Here is a 21,745-nt window from a genome sequence, read left to right as displayed (position 1 = left end):
AGCCAACAATCCCTCAGCGCCCAAGTATCCGTTTCAGTTTTACGGTCTCGTAAGGTTTTGCACTGGCCAGCCGGGCCGCAGCAATGGGCTTGGTAAGCCTGGCAACGTCGCGTCTGACCTGGCGATACGTAAAGTCCTCCGAAAACCGCGCATAAAAGCACAGGAAGGCTTCAATATAGAGTTTGCGCAGCAACATGACGACAATGACCGGCGGATTGCCCGGGTCCTGCAATATCCGATCCACCCGGTTCATAACAACGGTTTGGGTGATGTCGAGCATCGGATGCCCCTGCTTTGCAGCGCCCCAATCTATGACTTGAATACCCTTGTCATCTACCATGACGTTTTCGGGATGAAAGTCGAAGTGGCACAAACGCGGCATTGACGCCATGGCTGTCAGTGCCGCCAGTAGCCCCCCTTGAACCCTGCTCGGAATTTCGTCGTTACTCTGAATTTGTGCGGCAATCTGATCTTGCAAGCTTTTGGCGCCAAACGCATTGGCATCCACCCGGTGGATGCGGGCAAAAAGACGCGCCATTTCACGCGCGGCCCAAAAGACTGTCCAGGGTTTGTCTTTGACAACATTCACAAGGGTCGGGCCGTCGATCTTGTCAAAGGTCAGGGTCCCGCCCTCGGGATCGGCCGCGCGAATTGCGGGCGTGGGTATGCCTGCGTCACACGCATGTGAGGACATCATCGCTTCGTAGCGGACCGCGTCCGCCGAAGTTCTATCCTTGAAACGTTTCAACACCTGGGACGCGCCGATGTCATAAACAACGGCAAAGCTTCCTTCGGCGATCTTGGTTGTGCGTGACATGCGTCAGGACGCTTCGCTCGGGGCCAGATGCGCCAGCATGACGACAACCGCCCCGAGATCAGGAATTTGGATTGCTAAACGGCGCAAATGTCGGGTTCAGGCGCAATATGCGCCCCATCTGGGACGAATCTGTGTTCAATACGAACACCCCGACACCCGTCGGCTGTGCCGATACGGGCCCAAATTGGTCGGTTGAGGATTGCACCGGCGCAAGCGCGAGACCCGTCGACGTGGAATAGGTATAAAGGGCAGCTGAGCCGCTGGGGCCTGAGCCTGAGACAAAGAGGTATTTGCCATCAACGGAGAACGTGAGCCCGGGGAGGATGAAACCGTTCTTGAAGCTGATCGGTGTGTCAATCGACAGCGTTTCAAGGGTTATGTTGTTGGTATCCACAAAAAACACCTTGCCTCCCGACGTGCGCCCTTGTGGCAATGCCATGATGGCCAGGCGTGACCCGTCTGGCGACAGGCTCATCGGACCAGACTCGTACGCGATGCCACCCACATTCAGAGTCAAAGTCTTGGAGGATGTGGCGATTGTTGGCGTCAGACCGATATATCCCAGCCCGCCGGTATCGCTATGAAATATCGCCTCTGAAGTCACGGCCAGCCCGCGGTTTTTCATGGTGGCGACGTTCACCGTTGGCGGCGTGTAACTCGTCCAGGATGACTCGCAATCAAGATACATCACACGCGGCGAGCCTGATCCCGGCGTGTAACTGCTATAGGCAAGATGCTTGCTGTCCGACGAAACGACCAGTGATCCGCCGTCAGTCATGATCCCGCCGGGCAGACCGGTAAATGTGTTGGCAACGGCCAGACTGCCCGCTGTCAATTGGACGATCTGTGACGCCTGATATTGCTGATTTTTGAGGACGACATAAACATTTTTAGCATCAGGCGACGGTGCCACGTTGACGGCAGACAGGTTGTTATCAAAGGCTTTCTTGGTGCTGACCGACAGATCGCTCGTATTGAAGACATAAAGCGGTGTGCCGACATCCGCGCCCTGTCCGGGCATGTAGATCAACCCACCATCCGGAGAGGTGGCGACAGTGGTCGTGTTCCCGAACATCTCTGTCCCGACAGCGGGGTTGATCGCCCAGGTGGCAGATATCTTTCCGTTGCCGGATGCATTCGATTGTGGACTGCGTCCTGCGTTATAGGACGTCAGCGTGTATTCGCACAAAACCGGTGCATCGACAGAGATGGGCACTGTCAGAGGCCCAGATGGGTCCAGCGCCGCGCCTACACCTTGAACGGCACTGTTGCTTTGGACACCGGTGATCTCGACGGTCGTCGTGTTTTGGGTCAGCCAATCCAATTGCAGACTGGGCGTGGCGGATGGGTTTTGTATCGCGGCACTGAATGACTTGGTCTTTTGGACCGGGTCCTTTTCGATCAGGTGCACGGTCATTTGATCGTTGAAGCCTGGAAAATCCAGGCTTTGGACAAACACCGCAGTTTGCGGTGTGGGCGGAAAAATATCGAGGGTTGTGCAGATGTTACTCAGATAGATATTCAGGGTCGGGCCCGGCCCGCCACCGATATGGTCAATGGAGGTCAGAAAATGCTGGTTTGCACCGGTCGGCTCAACCGTCCATACCGGGGCTGTGGCGTCATCGCTTACATCCGGCGGCAGGATCGTCCACCAGGTGTTTTTCATCACACCCTTTACCGTCGAACTCAGAGAAATGTCGATATTGCGCCCACTTGTCGGGCTCAAATAGCCATCGTCGGATCTTTTGGAATTGTCGGTCAGGGTATAGATCTGATCAATCTGAGCCGCTGCATTCGAATAGGGAAAACGGATTGTAAAGCGCGGCGCTGAAGTGCCCTGTTTCTCGATAAGTTCTGTGGACGGCGTGTACCCCTTTGTCGGCTTTGCCTTGTTGTTTTCGCCGTGAAACGCGAACATCAGTGTGACGCGGTTTTCAACAATGCTGGTTTCCTTGATGCGGCCGTTGATCGGTTTCACGCTCGGTTCGATCTTGTTCGTTTTGTGGGTGCCACCCGAATTGCCTTCAACTTCGACATCAACGGAAACGGCATAGATCGGCCCCAAGAGCGTTTGATTGTCTGGCTTGGGCAAAGCGTTGCACGTCAGCGTGGCAGTCGAGATCATTGTGCCCAAGGCAAACGGATAGCTGAGTTTGAGGGGGCCGTTTCCCGCCTTTGTCGGCAGTATTTCCGCCAGCGTAATCGTTATCTTGGCGTTCACGTCAAAGGTAATCGTACTGACAGGGGTCAGCGTGATACTATAAGGGTTGCTCGTCCCTTCTTTGATCGGGTCTGGTGCCGTGATCTTCCAGGCGGCATCCACCGTCAATTTCTTGATATTGTCGTAGGAAATGATGGTGCTTGGAAAATCCAGTATCAGCGGTTTGTCAGGGGTAAATTTCTGCTGAAACCCCGACTTGTTCTGAACCGTCAGTTCCAATGAATTGGGTTTGCCGTCACCGGTGAAAACGACAGCCTTGTCTCCCTTGGTGATGGCGGGGTTCGTGAGAATAAGGGGGTATGTTGCCATCGGGTCTGACCTGCTGAAATGATCGTGGGCTTCGGTTGAGCCGGGCGCCAATTCGGATCTGGCGCCCAACCACTTTGTTTATTGACGCTTAAGCTTGAGCCAACCGTCAACCAGGCTTTGCGGCGTTTCGGGGAACTTGGCCTGTTGGAAGTTCTGGGTTCCCTCGATTGGGTACTCAGCCATTGTGTTCACCCAGCCCCAATCAAAGCCCTGCTCTTTCGGGATCGGCAATTCAGGCACATCACCACGCGTCAGCACAGGCGCGGTCAGGAAGGTAATCTCGATCTGACGCAGAACGTCGTTGAACTGGTCTTCGGGGATTTTGATGCCAAGGGCCGGAAGGATACCGGTGGTCGCATGCACCGAGGCGCGCGGGTCCATGATGAATGTCACTGTCTCTACATCGCCATTCGGCGTGATCTGCACCGGGTAGATGCTGTCGCTACTGGCAAGAGACTTAATCTTGCTCGTGGCGTTCATCTCAACAGGCGTGAAAAGCGTACCAAAGTCACCCCCGACGAAGTACCCTACGACCCCATCGTCGAAATAGGGGAATGATTTGCCGCTGGGCAGTTTCACCTGGGCCGTGCCGATGCGTGTGGGCACCTTTAGGTCAGAAATGCCGCCGTCATTAAAATTATCCTGTTGGTAGGGGATGTAGGAGGCATCGCTGATGGTGAATTGTGGCCCGTTCTTGTTCCAGGTCGGGAACGTGCTCAAATCACCCGCCCGGTTGAGCGTACCTTTGGACTCCAGACCGATTTGCGCCTGTGCCACGACCAACGGGCGGCCGACAAACAGGCTCAGGTCTTGGTCAACCTGAAGTGAATTGGTGACGATAAAGCTTTGAGATTCCTCAAGTAAAATAAGGACTTCGGCGAAATTCTGCCCCGTTGACTTGGTTTCGTCGCTGAACAGGAAATCAGACAGAACATCGATAAAGACGCTGTTGACACTCTTGTCCTTCAAATAGGCGGCCATTTGGTCTCGGTTCGAAACACCGACGCTGGTTGTTTCGCCGGGAACGGGGAACCAATGAACGACAGGACCGTCATCGCGATTTGTTGTGTCCTGCAACCCAAGCGAGCCGACAGGTATGCCACGCGCATCATAAAGCGCCAGCGTATTGTCCAGATGGTTGGGCCATATCCAGCCACAAATCGGCGAAACCGCAGGCTGGGCGCTGCCCGGTTCGACAAAGCTGCCTGTAACCGCAGAGGTTTCGGCGGCAACCCAGTCCATGTTCACGCGCGTGGGCTGGGTCAGACGGGGCGGCAGATAGATTTCCTTGGCAAGTTCGGGGTCAATCATGGTGTCAGAGACATAAGCCGGATTGGGCTCCGCCAAGTCGATATAGCGCCCGAAAGCATCCACCAATTGGATCTTGTCGATCTTCATCACCCCCGCCCGCAGCGGGTTGAAATCGACATAGCTGTCATTTGTCTTCAGCGCGCTGGGGTTCGGGGCCTCGTTGTTCCAATTCACCGGCCAGCCTTGGGATTGGTTGTGCAGGAATTGTGTTTGCCAGAAACTGGAAAGCGGATAGCCTTCATCAGTCCAGGAGGTCGGAATGTTCACCGGCAACTGCATTTCCTGAACGCGCTGGATCATGCTGGGATTGAACCCGCTCAGACCCTGGCTGAGCATCCGCATGCTTTTGTATTTCATATAGGACGTGTGAAAGAGCAGCTTTACATCATAATCCGGGTCATTCGGTTCCTGTACCGGCGCAACCTTTGGGTCATAGTTGAGGTAGGTGGCGCAGTACTTCGCGATTTGGTCGCACAGAACGTAAGTCGGGTTTGACGACATCGCGATGACGCCCTGCAGGCCAAAATGATTGCTCTGACCGCTGGTGCTAGAGAAATTCCCCGCCGCCGAAGACTTGAGGTGCATTTCAACTTGGTACTGGCCCAATTCAAACTGATCCAGGAAGTCCGGCCCAACTTTTTTGTCCGCAAAATCAAATGCGTTCGAAAAGGTGTAGGTGGCTGTCCACCAGATAAACAGTGGCATGAACGGGTCTTTGTCATCGCGCCAATTATAGGCGACGTAGTAGGGCAACTTGCCCGTCAGCCCGGTTGGGGCATCGTTCAACTCTACATGTTTCAACTTGTCCATGTGCAGCGTTTCGTTGGCGTTTGCCGCCGCCTTCAAATCCGCGGCGGAAACAGGCGAGGACAACTCCGGCGTCAACAGCACACCTTCTTCTGCCAATTGCTGGAACACGGTGCTCATCCCAGCCTGGGCCGGAACAATGGACGTCGCAATGGAGGTGATCGAGGGCGGAAAGGTCGGCGGCGTGGCCGCAGCCACCAATTCGTTGGGCAGTCGGCAAGGGATAACCTCGGCGCGCCCGTTGCGCGTAAAAGGCTCAAGCACCGTTTCCTCGGTCGCATCCTGCGCCATCAGGATCACAGGCTCGTTGGGAGAGGCAAACATTTGCCCGGGCGCGGATACAAGTTCAAATTGCTTGCCGACCTTGCCGTAGAGACACTGATTAAGGATGCCTACGATTTGTTCCGCAGGCATCCGCGCAAAGGCAATCGCCTTTGCGGCCCGCATATCTTCCAGAACATTCAACCAGTTCTGACCGCTCAGATCCGACAGATCGCTTGGCAAACCGGAATTCTGGATTTCCAACAGCTCTGTGACCTTGGCCAAAGCGTCCGCAAGGCGGGGTGTCTCGGCCTCAAGATCGGACTGGATTGATGGCAAAGTGCCTGTGGCAATGGTGTTGAGATCGGTGATTGCGTCGCTGATCGTGCTGAGGGTCAGGGCCGTTTTCGCAGCCTTCAGTTTCGTCACCATTTCCTCGGCGTCGCTATAGGCCTCGTTCAACTCCTGAAGGCAAAACTGAAGGTAATAGGCGCAGGTCACAATGAAAGGCACCAGCGACTGGATCGCATAGATATGCGCGCAGGCCATGTAATATGCGGCCTTGCTCGTATCGATGACAAAGGCAGACTGGCCGCTATAGCCGTTATAGCTGTCGAGCAGGGTTTCCACCCCGGGAAAGCCCTTGTCGTCAGCTGTATAGTTGAAGAGGGTCAGAACATCCTCGGCCTGCACTTTGTCAGTAAAGGCTTTGCCCCCCGCCAAGGGCAATGCCTCTGGCACGTCATGGACAGAAAAGTACCCTTTGAAATCCGTGATCAGCGCGGCGATGCCGTTTTGCGCAGTGGTCGCCTGCGCAATCAAACTGTCAATCCCGGCCTCGCTGTCGACCAGCGCATTGCCATAGGTCGACGCCTTTTCGATTGCCATGCTGGCCGTGTCCAAGCTGACCAGCGCCTGTTTCACCAAGTCAGCGATCTGCGACTGTGCCGTTGGGCTGCCCGCCGGCACGAGGCTTGCCAATTCCACCAGGGCCGCGACCTCTTTCAGGCTGGCGATGCCCAGCGGCAGTAACTCTTCGGTGATGGCGTCGGCATCCACCAGCATCTCCTGAAGCGCTGTTCCAAAGGTCTGGGCGGCAGGGTTCAATTGTTCCAGAAACGTGTAGCTGGCAATGTCGCTGGCCCGGTCGGGATGGGCATCCGCAGGCAGGGCGATCTTGAAACTATCCAGTTTTGCCGCGTATGGCGCTACAGGTTTGGTAAAGCTATTGTAGCTGCCGCTGTCCAAAAGCGACGGGAAATAGTGCAGCAGACCATCAACCAGGAACGCGCCGGTCACATCGGTGTTCAGGTTCTCATTGGCGGACCCAAACACATTGGTCTGCAACTGGCCTGCATGATAAGACCAGTCAAGAAACAGCTGCTTGCGCTCGTTGGCAATTTTGTCTTTGCCAGTATCAAGCTCGATCTGTGCACCGTTCAATTCGGCCAGAAGTTTGCCAAGATAGGCGGGCAGCGTAACTTCGTTGTTGTTCCCCTGCCCTTGCGATTGGGTCTTGTCCTTGTCTTGCCGCACGGACCAGACGTTCCCCCCCGGAAAGCCGGCAAAGGTGGTAGTGTGCAGAAACTCCTGTAATTGGCCGACCCCTTTGGTGCCTGCGTCCAGCTTTGGCAGTTGGTCAAACTGCAAGGCATTGAGCAACCATTCGACCTGATGATCCACCTCGGGCGCGTCCGGATTGAAGAACGGATCGGCCACCGTACCGTTCAGATAGGCCGACAACGCATCGGCGGTGTTGCTGCCGACGCTGACCTTGATGTCCTGATTTTTGGGCGGGGCTGTGGGATAGGTCACTCCCGATTGTGACGAGGTATTCCAGGTAATACCCGACACAATCCCGTTCATGATCGCTTGGGTCTGGGGGATAGACGCTGCGGTCAGCGAGGAATAATCCGACAACGACCATTTCAGATCCTCGCCCATCACCTGTTCGATGTATTCCGCGAGGGTCGGTTTGTCCCGTTCCGGCAACGCACCATAGGCGGTCAGCGCATTGTTGAGAATGATATGGCAGGCGTCCGATGATATGTCGTTGACCCAGCCCATAACGGTATAAGACACCGACAAATCCGCATCGACCGTCCAATTGGGCAGGTTCTGGAAATAGTCATCCAGCTTGTCATAAATGCCCAGAATATTGCCCGAACTGGGCATATAAGCGGTGAACGTCTCGCCAGAGCCATAGGGTGCCTGAAAAAGCTTGCCCAGATAACCGTGATTTCCATCCCCGACTTTGGCCGCAAGGGTATGCATCTGGCCGTTCGGCTCATGCCACCCATTTGTGGCATCCAATTTGCGTCCAAGCACATTGCCCTGAAGGCCCTGCAAGGCCCCCGCATTGTCCATCCACGGCGCGACAGATTTCTCAAGCGTCTTTTCGCCATCATCTAGCGAATGCGCGTCGCTCTCCAACACCCACATATGCGTATCGGTGGCAGGCAGCGACCCCGGTTTGTTGTTTTTCAATGTGCGGATAACGATCCAGCGGTTGGGTACAACGGGGTATTTGAGCGCGCCGGTTTCTTGATCCTGAAGGCCCTTGGTATAGGCACGCGGGATGGACCAATGCAGGTGAATGCCGGGTTGGTTCCGCAAATAGGTTTGCGAGGTCGCAAAGTTTTCTGCAGCGATCATCCCGCTGTCGGCTGAGGTTGCAACCTTGCCCAGCTTGTCAAACTGGTAAAGCGCGGTTTTGGATTGCTGCGCCGTGTTGGTTGTCACGCGCAGCGCTTCGACGTGAATGGGAACAATGATGTTCATTTCGACTCTTCCGGCGCTTGGGCATTTATGAAACTGACGAGGCCGACGCCCTCAACCATTTCCAAGCCAAAGTCCGAGGAAACGAGGTGGTTCTTGTAGGTGTCAGATGAGGGCGACGCTTGATAATAGCCCGGTGCCGCCTTGTTTTTGGCGAGCGATGCGCCGATGGACTGGCTGATGGCCATCATGTCCAGAACGCGCGCGTCGCTGTCGTGAAACGGATTGGTGATAGGTTCGTCGTTGATGTACTCATAAGGCGACGTCGCAGCATCCCAACCCTCTGTCGGGTATCTCAGATCCTTCGCGACCTGTGCTGTTCCCCCTGAATAGGTAACGTTGTCGAACCCGAAATGGATCGCTTCGGCTGGTTGGTGGAATACCAGTTCGAACAACTCGCCCTGAAACAGGCCAAAGAGGACCTCGTCAGACAGCCGGACCAAGCGGATGACCTTGAGCGGGACAACCTTTACCGACGGGTTTTTGCTGTTGTCATAGGGCGACGCGCCTTTGGGGTAGCCGGCGACATCCATGCTGGGCCAGCCTTTGACCACCTGCGAGCGCAAGATGAAACCGGTCAAGGGCGTGTCGGCCACATCCAGTGGGGCGGCCAGCCCCCGGGCCATCAGCTTTTCCTGAGTTTTTTGCCGCCCCAGGACGTGCAGTTCCTTTTTCGGCAACTTCGACAGCTGCGCCTCGCGCACCATCTGTTTCATTTCCATGGTTTGAGACCGCGCCGCCAAGGTATTGGCATGTTCCGACACCTGGTTCACGGTAGAGGTCTGCTTCCCCTCAAAGTGGCGCCCGATGCTCATTGCGCCATCCACCAGAGCATTCACCCAATTGGGGTCGATATGGAATTGACGAATGCTCTCGGGGGGCAGCATCGCGTTCTGCGGCACCAGGTAATTGAACGGAACCCCGACAAGATTTTCCAGATTGGTCAGCCACGTTGCCAGATCCTCGGGGATTTCGGCGCTGGCAGTTTCCTGGGCCAGTGTGGTCATGCGGTCGATCGAATTGAGCATGTTATTCTCCCTCTACTGACATCTGGACAAAGAAATTCACGGCCGACCTGAACAAGGCGTTGTCGGGCGCGCCAGATTTGCTCTGGGACTGGATCAGGTTCTGAGAGGCTGCTTTGAGGTCCGCGAAATCATCGCCCACCAGGGCGTTCTCGATCGACATTCGGAAAGCAAAGGCACGACTGCGTTGCCATTGGTAGTATGGCACCGAAAAACTCTTGTCTTGCAGGGCCAGCAAGCGGCCAAGCTGCCAAGCGGCGGCATAGCTGGTGTCGTACATGCCAACCGTGGGGTCAAAGCGCAGCAGCTTGTCGGCGGAATAAACCATTTTGGACAAATCGCTTCCCACAGCCCCGCCACCCAGCGGGCCATTGTGATCGGGCTCGACCGCGAAAGGGGCGAGCGGCCCGCGATACCAGGACACGGTTTGAATGGGCTCTTTGGGCTCAACGCTGACATCGGGTTTGCGCGTGAGGTGGTTCATGGGCACATAGCCCAAAGACAACATGTGCTCTGCCACTTTCTGTGCCTCGGTCGGGCTTGTAAAGTGGGGCGGGTTCGGCAACCGCATGTGCGGGTTGTCCTGCGAGCCTTCACTGGGGTGTTTTGGATCAACCGTGCGGTCGTTCAAGCTTCCCAGGATGAGTTTGAATTCAAAACTTGTGTCGTCGTACGAGGTAAAGCTCCATTGGTTCAAAACCACGAGCCGCACATGGCCGTTGGCGTTGTCAACTATGTTCTCGCTGAAATAGCTGGGCTTTGCATACCCCCTCAGCGCGCATTCCATTTTTTCGAGGGACACAACAAAAACGTCATTGGTCCCCGGTGCGGGTTTTCCAGGCACCGGCGGCACGGCTTGCGCCGCAGGCAGGGATTGCGGCAACCGGTTGCCCATGACCACGGCATATTCGCCTTCCGCGTCAATGACTTTGCCGTCAGCCAGCGCCTTGTTGTCCAGCTTGACCGAGCGCACATGCGCCATGAGTTGCAAGTCTTGCATCGACGGGGCCAGTGTCTGGAACAACGCGATGGGGATATCAATGAATTTGATGGCGTCGGTGCCATCGTGGCCAATGCCGGGGTCCAATTCACTGCCCGCCGGTTTCTTGGTTTTTTTGCCATCCTCAAAGACATAAGAGAATATCGAATACATGTCCTTGGCAGGCATTCTGCCCGGAATCGGCGTGGAGGACGTGTTGCTGCGCACCGTCATCGTATCCGGGATCAAGTCCGCCACCGTCCCTGTCCGGACAAGACCACGCGGGGAGACGCCTTCAAAATCGGTGGTATTCAGCGACATCACAAACAGCCACGTCGCCTTGTCGTCGTCATATTCCTGCGGCTTGCCGTCCACATCATAGGTATGCGTCTGGATGACGGGTTCGTCGCGATAATAGGGCGACCTGATCCATGGCAACTTGGTCGCATCCTGAAAGATGATCTGCGGCAGACTGGTCGAAAACTCGCCCTGTACTTCGTTCGGTGGATATCTGCTGTGCACGGAGGCTTGTGAGATCGTGTACTTTTCCCCCTCGACCCCGAACACTTGCTCGACCACTGGCAAAGGGCCATCCGTTGCGGATGTTTTGTCCGCGTGGTCAAGCTGTTGCTGGGCAGTGATCGTATATTTGCCAGCCTCAAGCCCTGGCAGACTGTGCTGGACGAAAGACGCACGCACCTGGAACAAAGGCGAGTCGTCGGTGGTCACCGGGGCTTTGTTTTCTTTCATGCTCTCAATCGCTTTCAATATTCATGCAAAACCCTGACACACAGGATCAGGCCGCCGTCATGTGCATCAGCTCGGCCGATTGCACGTAATCCTGGGTGCTCAGCGCGCCGGAGTTCTTTGGCGCCAAGTCGTCAAAGCCCAGCGTGCCGAGGACATCAACGACGTCGGTGCGGGCGGTTTCAGTGCTGGAAAACGCTGTGCCATCCTTCATGCTGTCAATGATTTTCCCGGGGTCGGGATAAGCGCCGGTATCGATGCTGGGGGCCACTTCTTGGGCGATAAAAACGTCGTTGGGCGAGAACACCAGGTAGTAATACTGAATGTAAGACGTGCGTTTGGGGAAATAGATGTTGGGCAGCATCTCAATCCCGACCACAGCGCCCGCCATCAGCCCGCTGTCGGACGTGGATGTATCGCCATCAGAACCCCAGAGCGCCGAGGCGACACCGGATTTCACCAATTGGAGCATCACTGCCTGGTCATCACCCGCCTCATTCTTAAGGGTGATGATCTGGGTCGAGGTCAGGTCGGTCAGATTGCTGGGTTTGACGCCAACCTCAAGATCGTACCAAATCGGCGCACCTTCGGGCGGTTTGGGATCGATGATATAAGGCAACTTGCCGATGAGTTCGGGACGCTCTTCGAATTGCTGTCTGAGGTTGCCGGGCAGCAAATAACGCGCAGTGTCTTGTGGCAGCGGTTCGTTGTTGAAGTTGATCGCATTGGACGGCGCGCTGGCATGGGTACGGATCGCAAAATCATTGCCGTTCACCACCCACGCGACGCCGGATGCATCGGCAGCAGCTTGATCCTTGGCAAGCTTGCCACGCGCCACTTCGACCGAAATCAACGTTTTGGGGCCAGTGTCCGCTGCCGGGGCAGCGACGGCTACATTCGGCTCTTCCATCAGCGCGAATGCCATCATCGGTGCCATGCGCAAGGGGGCCGCTTTTTCCTTTTCCTTCTGGGTCTTGCTGGGCAGGAAATCGATGAATTCTGACCAGGTCAGAACAGGGGCCTCTTGCTTTTGTTTGCCAAAGTCGATGGCAAAGGACACGATTGACAAGTCGACCATGGCCCGGCCACCGAATTCAGGCCCCCAGATGTCGAGCCCGACACCCACATGGATCGTGATGCGGATCGTGACAAATCCGATATCAAGCGTCAGCGACGCGCCCAGCGCGATGCCGATCTGAATGTGGTAGGTAAAGGGTTTCCAGCCGATAAAGAAATCCGCGCTGGCGTGGAACCAGGCTGAAATGGGACCAAGGTCTGCCGTTGCCTTCACGTCGATCCCTGCCATCAGCGCACTTGGCACGAGGGCAAAATAACTTTCACCCTTCATCGACAGGATACCAATACTGGCAGACAGGCTCATCCGCGGCACGTCAGGATACAGTGCCGGTTTGTTGTAAAATGGGCTGTACCCGCCGATGGTTAGGACGAAATCACCCGAATTGGGCCCATCAAGCCAGAGATAGAAGGCAAAGCCGCCAGACAGCTTGATCTCTTTCGTCAGAATAAACGACGAGGGCGTGATGACGCCGATCACAGACACAAGACTGTTGGAGGACGAATAGGAAACCAGGAAATTGATCTGGATATAGGCCATCGGATCGGTGCCGACATTGACGGGCAAGGACATGCCTGCACTGCCAATCACGGCGACCTGAAGGTCTTTGCCAAAGGATACCGACAAGATGACCGAGACCTTGATCATCTCGAAAGACGTGATGTCGAGACCGGCCGCCACCCAATACTGGCCTTCCTTTACGGGGAAATATTTGGCCAGGCTCAACAGCGCGGTTTGCATCGTCTTGAGCTTGTCAGCCGCCGATTTTCCACCCATATCCGCGGCAGTCGGGATTGCGGGGCTTTGCGGCAGCAACGGATAGTTGCCCAACTGATCAAACGTCGGCAGGACAAAATCGCGGTTCAGCCCGAACCCACCTGAAACACCATCCACAAAGAAGAACGGTGGACCGCCCAAAGGCGCCGTCAGATGCAGGAAGATAAACACAGACGGGTCCGACAAATCACCCGCAAAACCGCCGTAAGCGTCCAGGCCAAACGGGCCGGCATCCACCGTCAATTGCCCGATCATATCTGGCGTATCGCCCGGGATCTTGATGAAGCCTCCGGCAATCTTGAACCCCGGCTCTTCAAGATCGAGGAACAGACCGTTCAAATGGAAATCGATTTGGGAAATGGGATCTTTGATTGAACCGCCAGGTTTGGGCAGCGGGAAGGTGATACCAAGCCCGTCCAGCGCCATCGAAAAACTGGCAATTGACAGCCCACCATTGAGGTACACACCAAAGATGCCAAGCTCGCCGTCTTCGCCCTTTGGTGGTGCAGAATAGCTGAGCCCGACCTTTTCAAGCGATACCGGGCCAATGGATTTATTCAGTGCAAGCCACGCAATCGGCGCGTCGGTCGATGACTGCGTCTTGGCAAAGCCGGGTTGATCCGCCGTCGCGTCTGGAGTCGGTGTGCCGAGGCTCATGCTCCCGTCGCTGTCCCCGCTGGCACTGCTGGCCTCGGGCATGTCCGGCGCCGCCAGCGCCGCCTTGTCACCCCCGCCCCCTTTGGCGTCTTTTGCGAACAGGGCCAACAGGTTGAATTTCGGCTTGTCCAACTGCGCCTTGCTATATCCGGCTTTGCCTGTCCCCACGCTATCCAGATCAGGAATGGTAAAGTTCAGTTTGGCTTTGTCATCCTTGAACGCGGCGTTGGTATAATAGAACCCCAACTTGTCGATGTTGTAGGCATCGATGCCGGGGATCGAGCCAACCAAGGGCAAGTCCGTCAGGTTCATCGGCCCACTCAGCGCGATACCAAAGACATAAGGCGCGGCTTCGGGTGTCGGGTCAGCCTCGGGGGCGCTCTTTTCCGCGTCATCACTTGTGTAGACCGTCAGCTTGCCCGCGCTTTCCTTATCGCCGCCGTCCTCGAAACTGGTCTCGTTGGTATAGGAGAAGAACAGGCTCCAATCGGTGTTGCCGTCGATCTTGAGATCGAATTGCCCGGCGGCCTCGATGGTTTGCGGCTTTGTACCGACTTGCTTGCCCTCGATGATCATCCTGGACAGCGTGGCGTCCCAATTGACCGCCTGCGGGAAATCGACATCAAGCTTCAGGGTTTTGCCCATGAAGATCAGGAAGGTCGCAAGGCTTGGCGGATTGTCCCCGCCCCAGACCGCGCGGGTGTTCGATGTTTTCACGCCCTTGGCCTCTGAGGTCGTAAAGGCTAGCGAGAACAGCAGATCAACGTCGTCGTCCTTGTAGGTCAGTTTCGTTGTGATGACTTTGGTCCAGTCCTTGTCCTTGTGCGTCATTTCGATGGACAGGGCGATGATCAGTCCTGGCGCGTCATTGTCCGATAGTTGGATGGCAAAGCTGAAGTCTTTCGTCTTGGAATTATACGTGACGGCAATGTCGGACAGGGTCAGCTCCGTGACCCAATGCGGCAATTCTACAGGCCCAAAGAACGAGGCAAAATCCTGCAGCCAATTTCCAAAGGGGATCTTCTGGTCGCCGGTGCTGCCTTCAAAATCAATGCCGCTGTCAGGCGTTTTGTTCAGCACGGCACTCAACGAAACCGCGACCCCACCAATCGTCAAGGTACCTGAAATCTGTCCCGAATAGGTATAGGTCGTTGGGGAGGGCGGATCGGCCTTGTCCGGCGCGTCAGCCTTTGCTTCAAACTGGCTCGCTTCGCCCGCTTTCTTCTTTTCCGGCTTTCTTGAAAAATCAATGGACAGCGTTTCGATCGCCAGCTTGCCTGTAATAATGTCCCAGGCGTCGTCCGACCCTGCGCTGATTTCAAAGGTCTTCTTCTCCGGCACGACTTCAAGGTTTGCCTTGTCAAAGGCAATCTGCGGTGCATCCTTCGGGATCGTCAATTCGCCATTGAACAGGGATGCGGCAATGGCGGTAAAGTTCAGTTTGCTACCTTTGACCAAACCGCCGGTAATGACCCAATCCTGATCCTTTTTCGTGTTTTTGATCTGGCAAAAGAACGGAACGTCGCCAATGTCGAACCCGGCATAGGCCTCGCCCACCACCTTGCGGTCTTTGGGCGTGTTGACGTCGGTGATGTCGAAATCCAGCTTGACCTTTGTCAGCTCGAAATAGCCGGGCAGCACTTGCCAGGTTGAGGCCGTCTGCACCTTGAAACTGACCTCGTTGATCAGCTTTTTCGACGGTTGGAAAATAACGAACAAGCGGTCAATCTCGATACTGGGCAGGGTCGAGATTTGCGCCGGCAAACTGTCGACAAAAGCCTGATCGCCGCCCAGCAACAGAACGTCCTTGAGTGAAGGGATCGTTACAGTCTTGCCCGCCTGAACACCGAACTCCCACGTCGCAACATCGTTGAACGCTGCGGCCAGGATCAGCGGAACGTCGACCCCGCCCAGTTTGAGCGTACCGGTGACCTGTGCTGCGATATTCTTGTCGCTTGTTGCGGCAACATCTTGGGCCGTTGCGCCCAGTTTCGGCAGCTCGATCTTTTTCTCGGACAGGGTAAAGGACAGGCCCATTCCCGGCTCAAGAGACAGATCAGAGGTGATGTCCCAGCCTTCGACAACTTCAAACCCGACATTGAAGTACGATAGGAAATGGGTCTTGGAATTGAACGAAGCGTCGATGCTGGAGACTGCGAACGTATCCAGTTCCTTTTCCAGGCTTTCAGGCAGCAGACTGCTGAGCGCCTCGCCGCCCAAAATTGCGGCAACCTGACTGCCGCTGATATTTGTCTTTTCATCCTTGGCAATGCCCAGGTCCCAATTACCGGCCGATTGATAGTCGATGGCAACCGGGGCCGATGCGTCATTGCCCAGGTCAAGCCCACCGGCAAAACCGAAAGTAGGCAGCCCTTTGGTCTCGGTCATGGTTCCTGCAAAACTCAGTCCGGTTGTCGTAATCCAGAACAGAACCGGCAGTTGGATATTGGCGGTTTTGCCCAGATCGCTTGTGATCTTGGCCACAACCAGCGCGTCCTTTACCTCAAAGCTCAACGTACAGGGCACGGCGTCGTAGCCGTAAACACTTGTCGTTCCCTTGAGGGTTGCGGACGTTTCGCCAGTCACCGTCACAGTTGTCGTTTTGAAGGTCAGCGTGTCTTGCAACAGCAAGAACTCAAATACATCGTTGGTGAAATCCAGATCAAATGTCTTTGCATTCAGGGCAATCTCGCTGCCGTCTGTCGGAAACGCCTTGAAGGCTTTGATGATGGTTTCAATCGTGCTCATCAGCTGCCGTCCTTACCTTGTGCGACCACGGTCGTCGGATCAAAATCCGACGTCAGGCCCAGGCTTGTGAAAATGCTGGCCCGGACTTTTGCGGTCCAGATATCCCCCGCAGCCGTCCCGATCGTTTCAACCTGCGGCCCAAACACTCGCGCGGCACTTGGCGCTTGGTCGAAATAGGTTGTTCGGTCGGGCATGCCTTTGGCGCCCTTGACCTTGAGCGTGCCCGCCTTTGTCGGCGTTTCGGGGTCGGGATAGGTGGTAATCGTCGCTGGGATCGCAAGCGCCGTGCCATCAGTGCCCAGCAGGTCCGATGTGCCGATCTGATGAAAAAACGTCGGATCGTCCAGGTTCGCCAACGCCTTGCCAGCCAGCAAAGGGGACAGCGCGATAAAGGCAGGATCCGCCTTTGGATCACCTGCGGCGGTGTAAGCAGCAGCGGCAGTCGCCAGACTGGCACTGACGGTCGTGTTGCACGCCTGCTCAAGGGTCAAAGCCGAGCGCTGCGCAGGGAGCGTTGTGAACACCGCGGTTTTCAGGTCTTGCGTTGCAGAGGCTGAGACAGCCGCGATTTTGACGACGACCTTGTCCGTACGTGTGATGAAATCGGTGATGCCGGACTTGCTGTCACCGGTGTAAACCGCCTTGAGAATTGCGATACCGGCATCAAAGCCCTTTATCAGCAATTCCGCCGGGACAGGCGTGGATGCACCCGTGGGTTTCAGCGCTACCACGGCGGCGGTGCCGCTTTTTCCTGATTGCCACAGCCTGTTGGGGTCGCGGTAATCTCGGATCACTGTCTCCAGCCCAGATTGATCAGCGTTGATCGACAGCACAGGAATGGCAGATGCCTGGCCGTCAATGCCACCTGACCCATCAGCCACAAGCCCGTCTGTGACAATCGTCTCTGTGCTTATTACAAAGGCGGCGTTTGTATTGGTTGCCGTTGGAATCCGTTCGGCTGAAATGATGTTCGAGCTTGTGAGCCCAGTGATGGAAAATGTCGCGCTCAGCGCCGTCATGGCCCCAAGTGTCAGATAGAAATCCGAAATGATCGTGGCCGCGTCATCGTCCGGGCCAATCAAGGCATCTGCTGTCAGGGTTCTGGGTTCTGCCCGCGCGGCCAAGGACTGCCACGGCGTGTTCAGACTTTGGCGATAGCCGTACGAGCCAACCAGGGGTTTTGCGGCCTTGGATGATGGGTTCACCGGCAGGATCAGCAGCGTCGGTAGCGGTTTGAGCGACTTGGCCAGAACCGGATCTTTGTTGTCGGTCACGCCCTTGTTGTAAATCTCGAACAGCGACTGCACGATGAAATCGTCGCCCAGCACGCTGTTGGCCGCTGCCGATATGCCGCAAATCAGGCAATCAGCTTCCATATCACGCGGCTCGTAAACGATGGAAATCGTGCTACCGAACAGGTCCGACTTGAAGATCGACTTGGCAGACGGGCTGCCTGCAACGACCAATTCCATCTCCAACGCCTGTTGCCCGCCGTTGTAGAATGGCTGCATACCGGTGTTGATGGATTTGAGCTCTTGGATCGCAAAACCATCGTCAAACTGATCCGCATAGAGCGATTTGAGGTTTGCAACATCTGCGTAAAGCCGACCGCAAGCCGTTTTGATGTTCACAGTGAAGTTGCTGAAAGCTTTGTCCAGCGCCGTCTTGGTCAGGCCCTGTGCCGCAAAAAATTTGGCAACATTGGCATCGAATTCCGCTTGGGTGATGCTCTTGCCGGAAGCAGCCGTGGGCAAGATCGTCGTGTCAAAAAAAGTCTCATAGTAACCCTTGGGGGGATCCGCATTCCCGGCCAACTGCCCCTGAACGGCGGGTGCCACAAGACCGTCCAAAAGCGCAGCGAGCTGATCCAGAAGTGGGGCGGCATTCACCGCTTCGGATACGAAAGCGTAACACGCGTCACCCAACCCACCATTGTCCGGCTCTTTTGCGAGGGTCATGGCGAAGTAGGTTTCGGCGTTTTGGAGGTAGGTCAGATACAGAGCCGCACGATAGAGGTCGGGCGCAGAGACACCAATGGCATCCAGACTGTCCTGAATGGTATCGTAATTCATAAAGTATCCCCACATAGTGAGGGCTTTGCGCAGAGTGCTTAAACAGAAACGTCAAAAATATATTTGCGCGAAACCCGCATTATGGGGTCACGGTTGCATGGGCGGCTGGCTGCTGGCAAGAAAAAAATACCCTTATTTCGCGAAGCGCGCGCCGCTTCGGCGGCCTTGCTCCCACGTCGAGCAGTCTAAAACACTGATAAAAATACGGGCCTTTGGCCCACAGACATTGGCTTCGGCGACCGCTTTGAACGGCCCCAAAACCGCGATCCCGCACATGCGTCCGACACGGCTTGCGGGAATCCATTCTTGAAATGTGGCCGATTTGATGTAGCGTCAAGACGCGTTCGCGGTCGCTTATTTGGTGAATTACGCGCTCGATTTAGGGGGAACCATGATTTTAGACAATCCTTTATTTTCCAATGATTTCAACGAACTGAATGCCCGGGTCAATCTTGGTCCGACGCAGTTCACAGCATCAGAATCCCCGACAATCGTTATTGAGGAAGGAGAGCATAAAATCGTCTCTCTGGACGAGAATTCGCACTTTGTGTTGCAGCAGGTGCAAGTGGATTCGATCGAACACTTCGCCTACATCGCCAACGGTGATTTGCACAATCCATCCTCCGATCTGGAGCGGCGGTGTGCGGCCCATCCTCGCCTCGCGCCAGAGTTGCACACCAAAGATCTGGCGGCCCACCAAGTCGACGATTGGATGGCCCGCGCAGAGCAAGGCATCGAAGCATTTTCGGCGGAAGAGCAATTCATGCTCTACGAGGCGATGAGCGTGTTTCTGAACGGCCACGCCGACCAGATTCAACACTTGGCCGCAGCGGCCAACCGCCTGTTTTTCCCCGTTTCGATGGGTTTGTTCACGGCGGACCATCTGATCCTCAAAGATCATGCCCAGCTTAGCATCGTGGGGACTGCGCCGGTGTTTATGAACGTGGGCAAACTGGAACTGCATGGCGCATCGACCATTCACGTGCACGCGCCGGTGATCGGCTTTGCTCAAACAACGGATTTGGTTGGGCGCGAACCGCACGCAAGCCTGATGTTGGCGGATACCCAACATGGCCTTTATCCCAGCCCTTCGTTCAACTACGTGCCCGCGCAGTTGCCCCAGGCACAAGACGGCGCAGACGGGCATCATGGTGATCAGCCCTCCAAAGCAACGCCCAATGGCAAGAGCCACAAGACGACAACGGGCAATTGCCCATATAAGTGCGACACAGAACCGGGCGCCGGCCAAAAGGGCGGAACGGGCGACGACGGAGACGACGGAACGCCGGGCAATAACGGAACTGATTATACCAACCCGAACACGATCAATCTTGGGAAGATCAGCGGCGTGCTGACGCTGAACTACGGCGGTGGAACAGGCCAGCAAGGTGGCAAAGGCGGTAACGGCGGTGAAGGTGGCGAGGGTGGCCAGCCCGGCGATAGCGCGACCGGTTGCACGACCAAAACTCAAGGCGATCAAGGGCAAGGTGGCGCTGGCGGACGTGGTGGCAATGGTGGGAAAGGCGGCACGTCCGTGACCACCAGACTGGTGTGGGAAGGGACCGCAACAGTCAATGTGGGTTACAACCTCGACAACGGCGGAGCGGCAGGCCCCGAAGGCGTGGGCGGCGCCGGCAAACCAACCGGTGGCAGCAAAGGGCCAGGGACACCTGGGGCTGCGACCCCACCTGGCAACCTGATACTACCAACCGTCTAAGGCTCCGCAATTGGCTGACCATTTAGCGCGGAATTGGACCCTTATTTTGACGCGAGGAACATTATGACCAACACTGATATCGAACACGAAATTGCTGAACGTTTTGCTGAAGTGAACAAGAATGTCGGACTGGGTGTGCATGATTTCACGGCTGGCAAGGAAGTTACTTTTGATGACCCGAATACCCCGATAGTCATTGTCAGTTGTGATGGGTCCGGCCCTCTCAAGGGACACGTATTCAAAACAAAGGGAATTGCCGAGCTGCGCAATATCTTGCTGAATGACAAGCCTCAGGACGGACCTGCCATTCGCGCGCTGCAAAAGCTGCAAGAAGATATGGGGGAGGTGACGCTGGGTGACATGCGCCCGGACCTCGTCGCTCAACCTGGCGATGTTGACGAGGCTCGTTTGCTCAAAGCCAGAATGGAAAAGCTGGCCTCCGTCTTTGCATTTGGGGGTTTGGGCGTACCAGAGCGGACACTGGAAGAAATCGACAGCGTGCTCTTTCCTTCTCAACTCACCGCCTATACCGGTAACAAGCTGGTTCTGGGGCCTGGCACAACACTTGTCATCGACGGGCTTGAGCCGATTGTGTTGAATTTCTCGTATGTGGAAATGGCCGCATCCGCCCGGATCGCAGTGTACAGCAAGGCGAGCCTGTTCTTTGGCCAAGTGACGATCACCGATCAGACATCCGGCAAAGACGCAAAGGACGGCCCGCAAATCCTGATCGCCGGCGAGCCTTATTCCGCCCCCGAGGCACAGACAGGCGCCGTTGGTGCCACACCCGAACAGCCCAAGGATGCCGAAGCTGGCAAGAGCTTCTTTGACAAAGAAATCGGCAAATATATCTGTACGCGCAAACCCGAACACGGTCGGGAAGGCCTGCCGGGCGCGCAGGGTGGACAAGGTGCAGAGGGCGGCCCCGGGCGCAACCTGCAAGCGGCCAATGTGGACATCATTGCGACAGTGGGTCAGCCCTTGCATCTGATGGTAAAGGGCGGTTCTGGCCAAGATGGCGGTGACGGCGGCCAGGGCGGCACCGGGGGCCCCGGCGGCTTTCCCGGCTTCACCCCAACTGGATGCGCAAGTTCCCCGCAGGGGATTTCAGGGCCAGGCGGCAGGGGCGGCGCAGGCGGCAATGGCGGTGACGGCAGCCAAATTGTCGATCCTGTCCGAGTGGTCAAACGCGACACCGCACATATCGAGACCGAAGTGCTCGCGGGCCAAGGTGGTGCGGGCGGCTCCGGCGGTGCGGGCGGTCTCAGCCCCGACGGAAACGGCGACGGGGGCAGCGGGCCCGCCGGTGCCCCCGGCAAGCTCGGGGCCACCCCAAGCGTTATCCCGGCTCGGAGCCTGACCTAACAAGCCGTCCAAACTTTCGTGCAAGCCCGGCCTGTGGCCCGGTTTTGCACGCATTGGATGATCGCAACGGCACACGTGG

Annotated in this window: 9 protein-coding genes; 2 read left to right on the top strand and 7 right to left on the bottom strand. The window is 56.2% G+C overall.

Translation table 11 applies throughout. The annotated features are described in order from the left end of the window. Positions 1-13 precede the first annotated feature (13 nt). From Q1A44_RS18885 to Q1A44_RS18855, 7 genes are all read right to left on the bottom strand, one after another. The gene (locus Q1A44_RS18885) at positions 14-817 is read right to left on the bottom strand and encodes a phosphotransferase (protein ID WP_299628408.1); all 804 of its coding nucleotides are present in this window, start codon (positions 815-817) and stop codon (positions 14-16) included. A gap of 58 nt (positions 818-875) precedes the next feature. Then, a complete protein-coding gene (locus tag Q1A44_RS18880; protein ID WP_299628406.1) occupies positions 876-3,347 on the bottom strand; it encodes a hypothetical protein in 2,472 nt (823 codons plus the stop codon). A gap of 78 nt (positions 3,348-3,425) precedes the next feature. After that, positions 3,426-8,507 (bottom strand): hypothetical protein, encoded by a 5,082-nt coding sequence (locus Q1A44_RS18875; protein ID WP_299628404.1) that lies wholly within the window; start codon positions 8,505-8,507, stop codon positions 3,426-3,428. Continuing rightward, the gene (locus Q1A44_RS18870; protein WP_299628402.1) at positions 8,504-9,532 is read right to left on the bottom strand and encodes a hypothetical protein; all 1,029 of its coding nucleotides are present in this window, start codon (positions 9,530-9,532) and stop codon (positions 8,504-8,506) included. The genes Q1A44_RS18875 and Q1A44_RS18870 overlap by 4 nt, the downstream gene beginning before the upstream one ends. Before the next feature lies 1 nt (position 9,533). Next, complete coding sequence (locus Q1A44_RS18865; protein WP_299628400.1) at positions 9,534-11,258, bottom strand: hypothetical protein; 1,725 nt, start codon at positions 11,256-11,258, stop codon at positions 9,534-9,536. 46 nt (positions 11,259-11,304) lie between these two features. Continuing rightward, a complete protein-coding gene (locus Q1A44_RS18860; RefSeq protein ID WP_299628398.1) occupies positions 11,305-16,512 on the bottom strand; it encodes a DUF6603 domain-containing protein in 5,208 nt (1,735 codons plus the stop codon). Then, positions 16,512-18,584, bottom strand: a complete 2,073-nt coding sequence (locus Q1A44_RS18855) for a hypothetical protein (protein ID WP_299628396.1) — start codon at positions 18,582-18,584, stop codon at positions 16,512-16,514. Before Q1A44_RS18855 ends, Q1A44_RS18860 begins: the two co-directional genes overlap by 1 nt. A gap of 391 nt (positions 18,585-18,975) precedes the next feature. Between Q1A44_RS18855 and Q1A44_RS18850 the strand changes: the two genes are divergently transcribed. Both Q1A44_RS18850 and Q1A44_RS18845 read left to right on the top strand, forming a co-directional pair. Continuing rightward, positions 18,976-20,301: a hypothetical protein gene (locus tag Q1A44_RS18850; protein WP_299628394.1), complete on the top strand. Its 1,326-nt coding sequence runs from the start codon at positions 18,976-18,978 to the stop codon at positions 20,299-20,301. Between the two features lie 63 nt (positions 20,302-20,364). Next, positions 20,365-21,666, top strand: coding sequence for a hypothetical protein (locus Q1A44_RS18845; protein WP_299628392.1), 1,302 nt, complete (start codon positions 20,365-20,367; stop codon positions 21,664-21,666). Positions 21,667-21,745 lie beyond the last annotated feature (79 nt).

The organism is uncultured Tateyamaria sp., from assembly GCF_947503705.1.
Classification (GTDB): domain Bacteria; phylum Pseudomonadota; class Alphaproteobacteria; order Rhodobacterales; family Rhodobacteraceae; genus Tateyamaria.
This window is presented reverse-complemented; position numbering and strand designations above follow the sequence as displayed.